Raw genomic sequence first — 13,141 nt, 5'->3', positions numbered from 1 at the left:
TGTTATTCCGGCAAACGCGGTATGGTACGCCCTCACCCGTTGATATGAGATAACAATGACTTTTTCTTCACCACGCGGCAAACACAGCGCCCTGATGATTGCGGGCATCCTGATGATTGCCACCACGCTACGCGTGACCTTCACCGGCGCGGCGCCGTTACTGGACGCGATTCGCGCGGACTACCACCTCACCACCGCCCAGACCGGCCTGTTAACCACTCTACCGCTGCTGGCTTTTGCGCTGGTTTCACCACTAGCCGCAAACGTTGCCCGGCGTTTTGGGATGGAGCGCAGCCTGTTTATTGCGATGCTACTGATTTGCGCCGGTATAGCCGTGCGCTCATGGCCTTCCGCCCCGCTGTTGTTTGCAGGAACGGCGGCGATTGGCTGCGGCATCGCGCTGGGCAATGTACTGCTGCCAGGACTGATCAAGCGCGATTTTTCACAGCATGTCGCCAGACTGACCGGCGCCTACTCTCTGACGATGGGCGCGGCGGCGGCATTAGGTTCCGCGCTGGTGGTGCCGCTGGCGCTGAGCGGTTTTGGCTGGCGCGGCGCGCTGTGTACGCTGATGATTTTTCCCTTACTGGCCCTTCTGATTTGGCTGCCGCAGTGGCGCAACGCCGCCACTGCAACCCTGACCTCCTCCCGCACCTTGCGGGCTCGCGGTATCTGGCGCTCCGCGCTGGCCTGGCAGGTGACGTTGTTTCTTGGTATTAACTCACTGATCTATTATGTGATTATCGGCTGGCTGCCCGCGATATTAATCAGTCATGGTTTCAGCGAAGCGCAGGCGGGTTCCCTGCATGGTTTGCTGCAACTGGCGACCGCGGCGCCCGGTTTGCTTATTCCACTTGTCCTGCACCGCTTTCGCGACCAACGTTGCATCGCCGTACTGGCATCGCTGATGTGCGCCTGTGGCGCCGCGGGATTGTGGTTCATGCCCGTCCAGGCGATTGCGTGGACGCTGCTGTTTGGATTCGGCTCGGGAGCCACAATGATCCTCGGGCTGACCTTTATCGGCCTGCGCGCCAGTTCCGCGCATCAGGCCGCGGCGCTCTCTGGTATGGCGCAGTCCGTTGGCTATTTGCTGGCGGCCTGCGGACCGCCGCTGATGGGAAATATTCATGATGCGCAGGGCGACTGGCAGATCCCGCTGTTGGCTGTCGCGGCGCTGGCGGTGCTGATGGCGGTGTTCGGCCTCTATGCCGGACGCAACAAGGAGATTGCCACAGCGTAACGTATGGCCCCCTAGATTGCCGGACGACGACGCCCTCCGGCAGTTGACGTTTACCCCCGCGCGGCGCGCAACATCGCCTGAACGAGCGGAACCGGTTTACCCGCCAGCGCGCCACGTTCATGCTGGAACAGCGTCGCCACAAAAAACGGATGCGTCACCAGCTCGACCGCGCGGATATCGCCATTGTCATCCCAGCCGGTCACCCGCAGATCGCCGCTTTCCAGCTCACGGGCAAACGCGTCCGCAATACCATAGTTACAGTGATAGCCTTCCGTAACGATCGGCTGACCATAGGCTTTGGCGATCAGCGTATTGGCGCGCAGTTCAATTGCATCCGTTTTTTCGACCAGCGAGCAGGTCAGCGGCATAATAACCATCCGCCCTTCGGTGTCGGTTTCAGCATGCGCCGCATCGTGCCAGCCCAGCACGTTACGGGCGTATTCCACTATCGCATGTTGAAACCCTCCGCAGGTTCCCAGGAAAGGAATGCTGTTTTCCCGGGCATAGCGAATGGCGGTCAGCGCGCCGTCGGTATTTTGATAAGGACTGCCCGGCACGACCCAGATTGCGTCATACCCCACCAGGTCTTCTGCGCTGTTAATTTCCGTACTGGCAAGCCAGTCGTAATCCGCGATCAGCTCAAGGACCGCGGCGGCATCGTCGATGGCCAGGGGAATCGCCTGATGCGCCGTGACGCTGGCGTTATAATCACCGACCAGCGCGATCCGCAGCGTATCTTTTACAGGGGATATTTCCATGAAGAATTCCTTACGTCAGAGCAATTGGGGACAACATAAGGAACCTCAGCCTACCGATCTTTTCCCGCTATCACAATCCCTTAATTTAGGGATGGCGAGCCACGAAGTGCTATAGTGGTAACGTTTTTTTCGTTTTGACGCCTGAATCATGATGAAAAGTAAAATACTGATTAGCGCATGCCTGATGGGGTTTAAGGTTCGCTATAACGGTAGCGAGAAATCCCCTTTAAACGCGGTGCTTTCGCGTCTGCAGGAAGAACAGCGTCTGGTCGTTCATTGCCCCGAACTGGCCGCTGGCATGCCGATACCCCGCCCACCGGCAGAAATTGTCTTTGCCAATGGCGATGCAGTCATGCAAGGGCGCGCAAAAGTACACGAAAAGACCGGCAACGATGCCACCGCACATTATCAACTTGCCGCCTGGCTTGCCCTTCGCGCCGCGCAGGAAGCCGGATGTGTGGTCGCGTTACTTACCGATGGCAGCCCCACCTGCGGCAGCCAGTTTATTTACGACGGCACGTTTAGCGGCAAACGTCATCCCGGCATGGGGGTCGCTACCGCGCTGCTGCGTCAGCACGGCATTACCGTTTTTTCCGACCAGCAGTTAGCTGACTTTTGCGCCTGGATTGAAGAGAGAGATAAACATGAAAATTCAGTGTAAGCGCGTTTATGAACCCGCAGAACAAAGCGACGGTTACCGCGTGCTGGTGGATCGCTTGTGGCCGCGAGGCATCAAAAAAGCGGATCTCGCTTTTGATGAATGGGTCAAAACGCTTACCCCGTCGACCGAATTGCGTAAGATGTTTCATGCCGCAACGATTGATTTTACGCACTTTGCCGGGCTGTATCGTGCGGAACTCGCCGCCGAGCGCCAGGAAGGGGAACGGCTGGCGAAGATTGCCCGTCAGCAAACGCTGACGTTACTGTACGCGGCCAAAAACGACGAACAGAATCACGCCCTTGTGCTGGCGGACTGGCTACGCGAGCTGTGATTCGCGGGCATTGACTGCATCAGGCTGCGCGTCGGGTAACAGTGGCATCAGGTGCTCCGCACGTACCCAGGCAAACCCCTGCTGCCCATTCGCGGCAACCACATCGCCTGTCACCAGCCAGAGCGCCCGCGGCGTCTCTTTTGGCAGCATGGTCGTAAAGCCATTCACCGGGTTGATAAACACCTCGCCCGGTTGACACAGGTGAAACAGTTCTACCGACTTGCCAATATTGCAACGTCCGGCGGACGTTTTCGCGCCAATAATCATCGCCAGCGTGCCTGGCTTTAACTGGAACATACTTCTCTCGTTACGCTCTTGTACTGTAGATTAAGACTATTCCGAGAGATGATAGCCTGCCAGGCCCCCTGTTGTCACTTCGTGGATTGCGGATGATCGCGACGCCACAGTTCCCATTCGTCAATGACTTCGCCGCCCGGCAGTTTGCAATCGGAGCGCACGCCCTGCGGGCTTTGCACCGGCACTAACGTCCCGCCTTTTTGCTCACAATAGACCGCCGCAGGATTTGCCATCCCCACCTTCGGTGGCTTTGGCGCATCGGGTTGCGATGCCGTCGTACAGGCTGATAATAAACAGGCGCATGACAGCGCAATAAGCAGTGATTTCATATTCCCTCCGTTAACGGTGATAGCGCACTAGCGTACCGCGACTGCCTTCCGGTCTCCATGTTTTCCTGCGTCGTCGTTAAAAGCGTGCGGACATTCTCTTTTGTCACTCATTAACCCCTGTTATCCTTGCGGCTCTTTGCATACTTCTGACAGGTGATCGCATGAGACTGGGCATTCTGTTTCCCGTCGTCATTTTTATTACGGCCGTGGTTTTTCTGGCGTGGTTTTTTATCGGCGGCTATGCCGCGCCGGGAGCCTAATTCATGAAAAAAACAACCCTGATAATGATCGCCGTAGCGATAGTCGCTGTGCTGGGAACCGCGTTAGGCTGGTGGTGACGCTGGTCTAAATGACAAAGGCCACCCTGAGGTAGCCTTTTGTCTGCAAATTTTACCGTTTAGCTTTTGATTTTTCTGTAGATAACCAGCACGACAATCGCGCCGATTACCGCGACCGCGAAGCTGCCGAAGTTAAAGCCGTCCACTTTCCCGAAGCCCAAAAGCGTGCTGATCCAGCCGCCGACGACGGCGCCGACGATCCCCAGAATGATCGTCATGAAGAAACCACCACCATCCTTACCAGGCATAATCCACTTCGCCAGAATACCTGCAATAAGACCAAAAATAATCCATGAAAGAATGCCCATTTTTTCCTCACTTATGTTTTTACGTTAGCGGTTTAGTCGCCGTTAAAAAGCATAGCACATCATCAGGAAATTGAAATTTGTGATGAAAATCACTTTATTTACCCTGCGTTGTTCTCCTACAAAAGTTGGGGTTGCATATTTAAATGATAAAGATTATCTTTCTCATTACTGAATAGTTGAGCAAAAAGCTCAGGTATTCAGTACGACATTGCTCACATTGCTTCCAGTATTTCTTGCCCGCCTCTGTGCGGGCTTTTTTTTGACGTTGCCTCGTCATTTATGTCGAACGGGCTGTCATTTCCTCACCCTTCCTGTTCCAGAACCGCGCCACTGCGGGTTTCTTCATTCTGGCACGCATTATGCTTATCGCCATGCGTCATAATGACAATCCGAAGCGTCGGCGACAGTGCTGACGCTTCCTCTACAATTCGCGCTATTTCAGCATTTAACAGGTCTGTTATTGATGAAAAAAATCACCAGTGTATGCCCCTACTGCGGGGCCGGGTGCAAGCTCAAGCTTGTTGTTGAAAATAACAAAATCATCCGCGCTGAAGCGGCTGAGGGTGTGACTAACCAGAACCAGCTCTGCCTGAAAGGTTACTATGGTTGGGACTTCCTGAACGATACCCGCCTGCTGACGCCCCGTCTGACTCGCCCCATGATCCGCTATGAAAAAGGCGCTAAATTTACCCCGGTCAGTTGGGATGAAGCCATCCGCTACACCGCGCATCGTTTGCTGGCTATCCGCGATACCTTTGGTCCACGAGCCATTATGACGACCGGTTCTTCCCGCGGAACGGGGAATGAAACCAATTATGTCATGCAGAAATTCGCCCGTGCGGTTCTTCATACCAACAATGTGGATTGTTGCGCCCGCGTATGCCACGGTCCTTCCGTCGCCGGACTCCAGGAAACCCTGGGCAATGGCGCAATGAGTAACGCCATTAGCGATATTGAACATTCCAAATGCCTGCTGATCTTTGGCTATAACTGTGCGGACTCTCACCCTATCGTGGCGCGCCGAGTCATTAAAGCGCGTCAGAATGGCGCAAAAATTATCGTCTGCGATCCTCGCCGTATTGAAACTGCCCGCATTGCCGATCAGCATCTGCAGCTTAAAAACGGGTGCAATATGGCGCTGGTTAACGCCTTTGGCTACGTGCTGATTGACGAGCAGTTATACGACAAAGCGTATGTGCAGCAGCATACAGAGGGCCTGGATGCCTACTGGCAGACGGTGAAAGACTATTCCCCTGAAGCCGTGGAACATCTGACTGGCGTTCCGGCTTTGCAGGTGCGCCAGGCAATGCGCACCTTTGCCGCCGCCCCTTCCGCAACCGTGATGTGGGGAATGGGCGTGACGCAGTTCGGCCAGGCGGTTGACGTGGTGCGGGGGTTATCCAGCCTCGCTTTGTTGACCGGTAATCTGGGGCGCCCTTACGTCGGCGTCGGACCGGTGCGCGGACAGAACAACGTTCAGGGTGCCTGTGATATGGGCGTGTTACCTAATCTGTTCCCGGGGTACCAGAGCGTGACCGATCCGGTTATTCGTCAGAAGTTCGCCCATGCCTGGGGTATCAATCCTGAGCGGATGGACGAACGCGTCGGGACGCGCATCACCGAAGTACCGCATCTGGCGCTGGAAGGTAAAATCAAAGCCTACTACATCATGGGAGAGGATCCGCTGCAAACAGAAGCTGATTTGAGCCTGGTTCGTAAAGGCTTCGAGGCGCTGGATTTTGTCGTGGTGCAGGATATTTTCATGACCAAGACCGCAGAGATGGCCGACGTCATTTTACCGGCAACCTCCTGGGGCGAACACGGCGGCGTATTCACCTGCGCCGACCGCGGCTTTCAACGTTTTGAAAAAGCCATTGAACCGACCGGTGACGTGAAGCGCGACTGGGAAATTATCAGCCTGCTGGCCAGCGAAATGGGGTATCCCATGCATTATGACAACAATCAGCAAATCTGGGATGAGATGCGCGAACTGTGTCCGCTGTTCTATGGCGTAACGTACGAAAAAATGGGTGAAATGGGACATGTACAATGGCCCTGCCCGGACCTCGATCACCCCGGAACGCCCTATTTGTACGCCAACAGTCGCTTTGACACGCCAGACGGCAAAGGCAAGCTGTTTGCCGCACCGTGGCGCGCGCCTGCGGAAATTCCGGATGAGACGTACCCGATGGTGCTCTGTACGGTACGCGAAGTGGGTCACTATTCCTGCCGCTCGATGACCGGGAACTGTGCGGCGCTTCAGGCGCTTGCCGATGAGCCGGGCTATGTGCAGATTGCCGCCCAGGACGCACAGGAACTGGGGATCCGCCATCGCGATCTGGTGTGGGTCAGTTCGCGACGCGGCAAAGTGATCAGCCGGGCCGATGTCTCAGAGCGCATTAACCGCGGCACGGTGTATATGACCTACCAGTGGTGGATTGGCGCATGCAACGAACTGACGCAGGACAACCTCGACCCTATCTCAAAAACGCCGGAAACCAAGTATTGCGCGGTGAAGGTAGAAAAAATCACCGATCAACAGTGGGCTGAACGATACGCCGCGCAGACCTACAGCGAGATGAAAATGCGACTGTGTGAGGCGATCGCCTGACAGCGTTTGCACCTGAACCCGCAGTGCGGGTTCAGGCCGCGTTCAATAGCCGACGTGCTGCGGCTCGCCCAGGGGCAGTGCGCGCGCTTCCCGCCGTTTATCCTTCCGCATCAATCCCAGCGTGATAAAAAACAGCCCTGCCATAAAGGGCAATTCATACAACTCTTCAATCAAATCGGTATAGTTGACGTCGTGCAAAAAGAGTGGAGCCAGCAAGCGGTGATGTTCGACAGTATCCGAAATCAAGAACGAACAGGCCGTCAGCGCAAACAGCCACACGGGAAGCGGTTCCTCACGCAGACGACGCGCAATCTCCCGGCGCAGTGAAGCAGACAGGCAAACCGGTAACACCAACGCGGCAATCAGTATGACCGAGATCCCCCGAAACAGTATTCTGGGTTCGTCAGGAAAATAATCGCGTCCCCAACTGGTGCTTCGCCCCAGCAGCACTACCCACCAGACCACCGCCCATGACCAGAACTGTTTCGCGCCTTCAGGTCGGGAAAGCGGTCGGATATACCAGGCGGTGAACAACGCGCCAAACAGTAGCCATAGCGCCTGTCCGTTCTCAACCCACGCGACAAGCGCGCCATGAAAAAGCGGCAAATGCCAGTTTGCGGTGAACGGGATCGCGACGGCAGCTAGCGTAAGAAAGCCGGTTGTGGAGGAAAAACGTGCGTCTAGTTTCATGGGTATCAGTTCTGTTAAGGTTCTGTTACCCGATCATAAATTTTACGAATATTCTTACCTTAGCAATCCATGCGGTGAACTTAAGGTTTTCTTAAGGTTTCGTTTCAATTCATTTCTGTGATGTGTCAAACATTGCGAAAAGACAAAAAAAAACCGTACTGCATCGCCTGTATGCAGTACGGTTGTTATTTCCGACGGTCTTACCAGCCGCAGACGTCGTGCTCGTTTTCCGTATCGTATGAACGAACCGTATTCACCAGATCTTTGACCACCTCAGCGGCCACTTCCGGCACCAGCAGGGTCATTGGCGCATCGGTTTCATAATCGACAGACACACCATTGCTGTTATTCGTCACGCTGACGGTATAGGTTGCTTTTCCCATGATTATTTCTTCCCGGTATGAATGACTTTTCGTTGGTTTGCGCTTTCCAGCAGAACCTCCGGCGCGACGAAAAAATCGATATTGAAATAGGTGTCATCGGTCATCACTTCGATGTTGTGCCATTTTTCAGGTGGAAAAACACCAAACTGACCGGCTTCGATGATCATCACTTTTTCCGGTTCCGGACTGTGTTCATCGGCATAGCCGAGATATTTGACCGCCCCCTGCATCACCGACAGGCGGGGATACACCCCCGGTCGGGTTCCTTTATCAAGGTGGCGTTCGAAAATTCCGGCAGGCGCGGTCTCTTTATTCCAGAACGGCGTGGAGCGCGTATGGATATGGTTTTGTGGAATCTGAAGCATGTTCTTCCCTCATCCAGTCGATAGATGCGGTTGTGTTTAACCCGCTGTTCCAGAAAGGTTACGCCTCATAACTGGCATTTTAAATACACCAAAAGGGGCACATGCTTCTTTTCCACTGTCGGGGCGACACGCCTACTTGTGCGCCTCGCCCCATGACATCATCTACCCGGCGGGATGAGCGGATTGCCGTATTGTTTCAGCCAGCTCTCTGCTAACTTTTTAGTGGCGTAATCGTTCAGATGCCCAACGTCACGGTACAACGGGATCCCGTTAATTTCTGTTTTGCAGATTCCGTCAGGACATTGCACCCTTTTTGGATCGATAACGATCAGAGATGGAAACTTTGTCTGCAGCGTTGCGTACATTTTTTCTGTCCACACCGCCGGATTGATTTGCGGCTGCGGATTACAGGATTGATGCTCATACTCGCCCCGTGTTTTAAAATGCTCATAGAAACAAGTCAGAAAATTTTCCGGCATCGGGAACATGCTTTTCACAAGAATCGGCTGCGCGCCAGCATCGATAATGGCTTGTACAGCCTGCCCGGTCGCGCGGGTCACAATATTGATGGACTCAGTTTGTGATGGGGTATCATTAATATGATCTCTCACCCTGAACGCCGCATAGTTTTCCCATACCTGAGAAATAATGACGTATTTATACTTATGGCTTCGAATAGCGTCATAATATTTTTCGACGTTTTCGTGGCAAATCTGATAATGTTCGCCTTTATAAGTATATAAATCATCATGGTATACGCCCGGAATCGCCAGACACAACGAAGTCGCTTTCATATCCACAGCAACTTTTGCATTTTTTCCCATGACATCAAAAAAATTCCAGTACTGATTGGAATGCGAATCGCCCATCAGTATCGCACGTTCTGAAGAGGTTTTATCCCCTACCACACACGCCATATCGGTTCCTGATACATTCGCATTCATACAGTCCTGCCGCTGTTTTAACTTTGTCTCTTTCAGAACGCTATTGATATGATGAAGCGTCTCACCAAACCGGAGATAACTAAAACCATCAAAATGCTTGCTGACAGGGTTCAAAACGATAATGGCGAGCAGTGGCGCGACCAGCAAGATAATCAGCGTTTTTTTCAAAGACTGCCGGGGCTTTCTATAGGGTTTTTCAACAAAATAGTATGATCCCACCGCTAAAAGAATAGACAAACACAGGCCTGCCAGTCGGGCATAGACATGGGTAATCCCTATATAGTGCAATGTCGCGAAAATAGGCCAGTGGAAAAGATACAGTGAATACGAGATTTTACCGAGCCATACGAGAGGGGAGAATGATAAGCAATTATTGATTAGGATATTTTCCCGGGAGCCGCTAAAAATCACTATTGCTGCACTGAGACAAACCGCCAGCGTATAAACGTTGGGATAACCCAGAATGACATCCGTTCTGAAGCTGATAGTAAAAATAACAATAATCGCAAGCAGTGAAATAATATTAAGCGCAACTGTATTTACTCTCTTTGCCAATGGCAGGTAAATACATACGCAGACACCAAGCATAAACTCAAAGAACCGGGAAGCGAAAAAATAATAGGTTTTCGTCGGCTGTGCAGATGTATAATGCCAGGTAATTGCGATACCCACTACCGTTATCAGCAGCGAGCCGTACTTAATCGTTCGCTCATTTGTTTTCTTACGGAAAAAATAATAAATAATCGGAAAAAAAAGATACCATTGCCACTCAATAGACAGTGACCAGGTATGAAGCAATAACATCGCGTTCGAGTCAGGCGCTGCATATGCGGTCGTTTCATCACCAAAATAGCGGTTTGAGACGATCAGTAAGGTCTGTTTTATGCTTTTAAGAAAAGGTGCGTAATCTTCAGGTAACCAGAATACCGAAGCCAGAACGAAACAAAAAGCCATCATCGCCAGCATAGCAGGCTGCAAGCGCCATAGCCTGCGTAGGTAAAAGTCGCTAAAGCTAAATTTACCCGCATCCATTCTGTCTTTGATTATCGAGGCAATGAGGAAGCCAGAAATAACGAAGAAAATATCAACCCCAATAAAACCGGATGCGAATACTGTAAACCCGGCGTGAAATAGCACCACCAGCAATACGGCAATCGCCCTGATGCCGTCAATATCTGAACGATATTTCATCCATTACCCTGCCAATAAAATATAAAGCACGGATTTTACACGAGTTTATTTAAAAGTGAACCGCTATGGCTCACTGTTTCTCTGCGCTTCCGATACAAAAAAGCCCGCTGTATAGCGGGCTAACAGATTTACGATTGCAGCGTTGCCAGTCGTGCCGCGAATCCGACGAAAATCAGGCCGATCAGTGAATTTCCCACTTTCGCCAGTTTCTTTTTTGTGCGGATGTACTGGGTGACAAACGCGCCGGAGAGGATCAGGAAAGTCAGATAGCAAAAGCTCACCACTTCCAGCGTGACCGCCAGAATGAAAAATGACAGTCCCGCGTGCGGCGCGTTAACATCAATAAACTGCACAAAAAAGGAGACGTAGAAAAGAATCGCTTTTGGATTGGTCAGGCTCAGTACGAGCGCGCGTTTAAAAATCGCACCGAAAGGCACGGCGTCTTCAGAGGCCCCACTGCCCTTTGATTTAAGCGTGGACCAGAGGATCTTCGCGCCAAGATAAAGCAGATAAAACGCACCGAGATAGCGCACGATATTAAACAGCACCGGCGTGGTTTTAATCAGCGTCGCAACGCCCGCATAGGCTAAAAACATCAGCACCGCATCGCCAATAAACACACCGCTCGCGGCAAGATAGCCGCCCTTTATCCCTCTCCCGACGCTATTTTTTAAAACAAATATCGTATTCGGCCCCGGCACTAATACAATAAAAATCGCCCCCACCAGATAGGTCCAGTAATTCAGTACGCCATACTCTGCAAACACGTTAACCTCTTCCTGAAACAACACATACGCTTAGCTGCGAAACAATATGCTAACCAATGCACCTGATGATGGAAAGGGAAATCCCTTAAACGGAGGTTCCGCGTTGGCGGTTGTTTTATCTGACGACCAGCAGATCCGACACGCGCGTAGTGTAGCGGGGAGAGAGCATCTCTCGTTTCATTTGCCACTGCTGGGTGGTGCCTTGCCCGGCAAAATAGAGCGTTCCCCTTCCCTCTTGCGCATTAAGCTTATCCAGCACGCTCATCAACTTTTCACTGCCCGGACGGGGTGCGTTATCGTCAAACAGATTAAGCTGCGCCACGCCCTGGCTGAAAAAGTCGCCGAGCATCACACCCGCTTTTTGATAACGGTGACCGTCACGCCAGATCGCGTCCAGACAGCGGATCGCCGCGTTAATAATGTCCCGGCTGTCATGCGTGGGCGTCAACAATTCGACCGAGCCATAATTGCCGTAATATTTTTCATTTTCCGCAAACGGACTGGTTTTCACAAAGGCGGAAATATGCCGACAGTATTGATGCTCCGCGCGAAGCTTTTCCGCCGCGCGCGTGGCGTGGCTGCAAATGGCCTGACGCATCTGCTCGTAGTCACTCACCCGCTCGCCAAAAGAGCGGGAACAGATAATCTCCTGCCGGGCGGCTGAAAACTCCTCCAGCGCCAGACACGGTTCGCCGCGCAACTCGCGCACCGTTCTTTCAAGCACCACGCTGAAATTTTTCCTGATGAAGCGAATATCCGTCTCCGCCAACTGCAGTACGTTTTCGATGCCCATCGTTTCCAGCTTTTTCGCAATGCGCCGCCCAATGCCCCACACCTCGCTGACCGGCATTAACGCCATTAGCTTTCTCTGGCGATCCACGTTCGACAGATCCACCACCCCGCCTGTCTGCGGCCACTGCTTTGCCGCGTGGTTCGCCAGCTTCGCCAGCGTCTTGGTTGGGGCGATCCCGACACCAACCAGCAGATGCGTGCGCTGCAGCAGCGTGCGGCGAATCTCCATGCCGAAATCGGTCAGATCCCGGCAATGACGTACCCCCGTCAGATCGCAAAACGCTTCATCGATACTGTATATTTCCACGCGCGGCGTCAGCTCTTCCAGCGTGGTCATTACCCGGTTAGACATATCGGCGTACAGTTCGTAGTTGCTGCTGAAGCAGACGACGCCATAGCGACGAAACAGATCTTTTTGCTTAAAGTAGGGATCGCCCATTTTCACGCCCAGCCGCTTTGCTTCTGCGCTTCGGGCGATGACGCAACCATCGTTGTTTGATAACACGGCCACTGGCTTACCTTTCAGATCCGGCCGGAAGGCGGTTTCGCAGGATGCGTAAAAGGAATTCACATCCACCAGCGCAAACATGATTACTTTGTCGCTTTGATGATGTGCGTAACCACGCCGAAAATATCCAGCGTATCCTCACTGCTCACGCGGATAGGCGACCAGGCGCTGTTCATCGGGTTTAACTGCACCGTGGGCCGCAGCTGTAGCTGCTTTACCGTAAACTCCCCTTCAACTGCCGCAATCACAATGTCACCGTGCGTCGCCTGAAGCGCGCTGTCCACCACCAGCAAATCCCCGTCGCCAATACCGCCCTCAATCATCGAGTCGCCAGCGGCGCGGACAAAATAGGTTGAACTGGGATGCTGAATAAGCAGTTCGTTAAGGTCGATCCGTTGTTCCACATAATCTTGCGCGGGAGAGGGAAATCCGCACTGAACGATATCGGCAAAAAGCGGAGTCGTTACAATCTGGCGCAAGTCAACGGGTCTGTAGAACATCATCATCACACATCCATATATTTACTGTATTTATATACAGTAGATTTAAACAAAGGCGAGATCAAGCGGCGAACAGCGCGTGTTGGCGGGCGTTAAACTGCAGCATGTTGATTTTATTTATTTACGGG

The 13,141-nt window shown here is 52.7% G+C and carries 16 protein-coding genes; 5 read left to right on the top strand and 11 right to left on the bottom strand.

Going from position 1 to position 13,141, the window contains the following annotated elements:
- The first annotated feature begins 55 nt into the window (after positions 1 to 55).
- Positions 56 to 1,240 carry a CynX/NimT family MFS transporter gene (locus OOJ60_RS03275; RefSeq protein ID WP_205611927.1) on the top strand — a complete coding sequence of 395 codons (1,185 nt, stop codon included), beginning with the start codon at positions 56 to 58 and terminating at the stop codon, positions 1,238 to 1,240.
- A 50-nt stretch (positions 1,241 to 1,290) separates the two neighbouring features.
- On the opposite strand, the gene OOJ60_RS03270 is transcribed toward OOJ60_RS03275, so the two are convergent.
- Positions 1,291 to 1,998 carry a CTP synthase C-terminal region-related (seleno)protein gene (locus OOJ60_RS03270; RefSeq protein WP_060569636.1) on the bottom strand — a complete coding sequence of 236 codons (708 nt, stop codon included), beginning with the start codon at positions 1,996 to 1,998 and terminating at the stop codon, positions 1,291 to 1,293.
- A 151-nt stretch (positions 1,999 to 2,149) separates the two neighbouring features.
- Here OOJ60_RS03270 and OOJ60_RS03265 point away from each other — a divergent pair, with 151 nt between their 5' ends.
- Both OOJ60_RS03265 and OOJ60_RS03260 read left to right on the top strand, forming a co-directional pair.
- Positions 2,150 to 2,659: a DUF523 domain-containing protein gene (locus OOJ60_RS03265; RefSeq protein WP_205612147.1), complete on the top strand. Its 510-nt coding sequence runs from the start codon at positions 2,150 to 2,152 to the stop codon at positions 2,657 to 2,659.
- Positions 2,643 to 2,990 carry a DUF488 domain-containing protein gene (locus tag OOJ60_RS03260; protein ID WP_060569634.1) on the top strand — a complete coding sequence of 116 codons (348 nt, stop codon included), beginning with the start codon at positions 2,643 to 2,645 and terminating at the stop codon, positions 2,988 to 2,990. The genes OOJ60_RS03265 and OOJ60_RS03260 overlap by 17 nt, the downstream gene beginning before the upstream one ends.
- Here OOJ60_RS03260 and OOJ60_RS03255 read toward each other — a convergent pair.
- Positions 2,976 to 3,287, bottom strand: coding sequence for a hypothetical protein (locus OOJ60_RS03255; protein WP_042287599.1), 312 nt, complete (start codon positions 3,285 to 3,287; stop codon positions 2,976 to 2,978). The two genes, OOJ60_RS03260 and OOJ60_RS03255, sit on opposite strands and share 15 nt — an antisense overlap.
- A 74-nt stretch (positions 3,288 to 3,361) precedes the next feature.
- Entirely contained in the window at positions 3,362 to 3,616 is a 255-nt protein-coding gene (locus tag OOJ60_RS03250; RefSeq protein ID WP_042287602.1) for a putative hemolysin, read from the bottom strand.
- Between the two features lie 161 nt (positions 3,617 to 3,777).
- Between OOJ60_RS03250 and OOJ60_RS03245 the strand changes: the two genes are divergently transcribed.
- Entirely contained in the window at positions 3,778 to 3,876 is a 99-nt protein-coding gene (locus OOJ60_RS03245) for a YoaK family small membrane protein (RefSeq protein ID WP_042287604.1), read from the top strand.
- Between the two features lie 137 nt (positions 3,877 to 4,013).
- Here OOJ60_RS03245 and OOJ60_RS03240 read toward each other — a convergent pair whose 3' ends face one another.
- Positions 4,014 to 4,262, bottom strand: coding sequence for a GlsB/YeaQ/YmgE family stress response membrane protein (locus OOJ60_RS03240; protein ID WP_042287607.1), 249 nt, complete (start codon positions 4,260 to 4,262; stop codon positions 4,014 to 4,016).
- 463 nt (positions 4,263 to 4,725) lie between these two features.
- On the opposite strand from OOJ60_RS03240, the gene fdhF reads away from it, so the two are divergent.
- A complete protein-coding gene (gene fdhF / locus OOJ60_RS03235; protein WP_205611926.1) occupies positions 4,726 to 6,873 on the top strand; it encodes a formate dehydrogenase subunit alpha in 2,148 nt (715 codons plus the stop codon).
- Positions 6,874 to 6,915: 42 nt separating this feature from the next.
- Here the strand turns inward: fdhF and OOJ60_RS03230 are convergent, their stop codons facing one another.
- The 7 genes from OOJ60_RS03230 to OOJ60_RS03200 all read right to left on the bottom strand — a co-directional run bounded on the left by OOJ60_RS03230 (position 6,916) and on the right by OOJ60_RS03200 (position 13,016).
- Entirely contained in the window at positions 6,916 to 7,563 is a 648-nt protein-coding gene (locus OOJ60_RS03230; protein WP_205611925.1) for a hypothetical protein, read from the bottom strand.
- Between the two features lie 200 nt (positions 7,564 to 7,763).
- Entirely contained in the window at positions 7,764 to 7,946 is a 183-nt protein-coding gene (locus OOJ60_RS03225; protein WP_042287613.1) for a DUF1869 domain-containing protein, read from the bottom strand.
- 2 nt (positions 7,947 to 7,948) lie between these two features.
- A complete protein-coding gene (gene yeaR, locus OOJ60_RS03220; protein WP_042287615.1) occupies positions 7,949 to 8,311 on the bottom strand; it encodes a DUF1971 domain-containing protein YeaR in 363 nt (120 codons plus the stop codon).
- A 158-nt stretch (positions 8,312 to 8,469) separates the two neighbouring features.
- Positions 8,470 to 10,446: an acyltransferase family protein gene (locus OOJ60_RS03215; protein ID WP_205611924.1), complete on the bottom strand. Its 1,977-nt coding sequence runs from the start codon at positions 10,444 to 10,446 to the stop codon at positions 8,470 to 8,472.
- Between the two features lie 128 nt (positions 10,447 to 10,574).
- Entirely contained in the window at positions 10,575 to 11,213 is a 639-nt protein-coding gene (gene leuE / locus OOJ60_RS03210; RefSeq protein WP_205611923.1) for a leucine efflux protein LeuE, read from the bottom strand.
- Between the two features lie 115 nt (positions 11,214 to 11,328).
- Positions 11,329 to 12,594, bottom strand: a complete 1,266-nt coding sequence (locus tag OOJ60_RS03205) for a Y-family DNA polymerase (protein ID WP_042287622.1) — start codon at positions 12,592 to 12,594, stop codon at positions 11,329 to 11,331.
- A gap of 2 nt (positions 12,595 to 12,596) precedes the next feature.
- A complete protein-coding gene (locus tag OOJ60_RS03200; RefSeq protein ID WP_042287741.1) occupies positions 12,597 to 13,016 on the bottom strand; it encodes a translesion error-prone DNA polymerase V autoproteolytic subunit in 420 nt (139 codons plus the stop codon).
- Positions 13,017 to 13,141 lie beyond the last annotated feature (125 nt).

Origin of the sequence: Citrobacter sp. R4 (genome assembly GCF_026719175.1) — a bacterium.
Lineage (GTDB): Bacteria > Pseudomonadota > Gammaproteobacteria > Enterobacterales > Enterobacteriaceae > Citrobacter_A > Citrobacter_A sedlakii.
The sequence above is the reverse complement of the archived record's forward strand: the minus strand, read 5'-3'. Positions and strand labels throughout refer to the sequence as shown.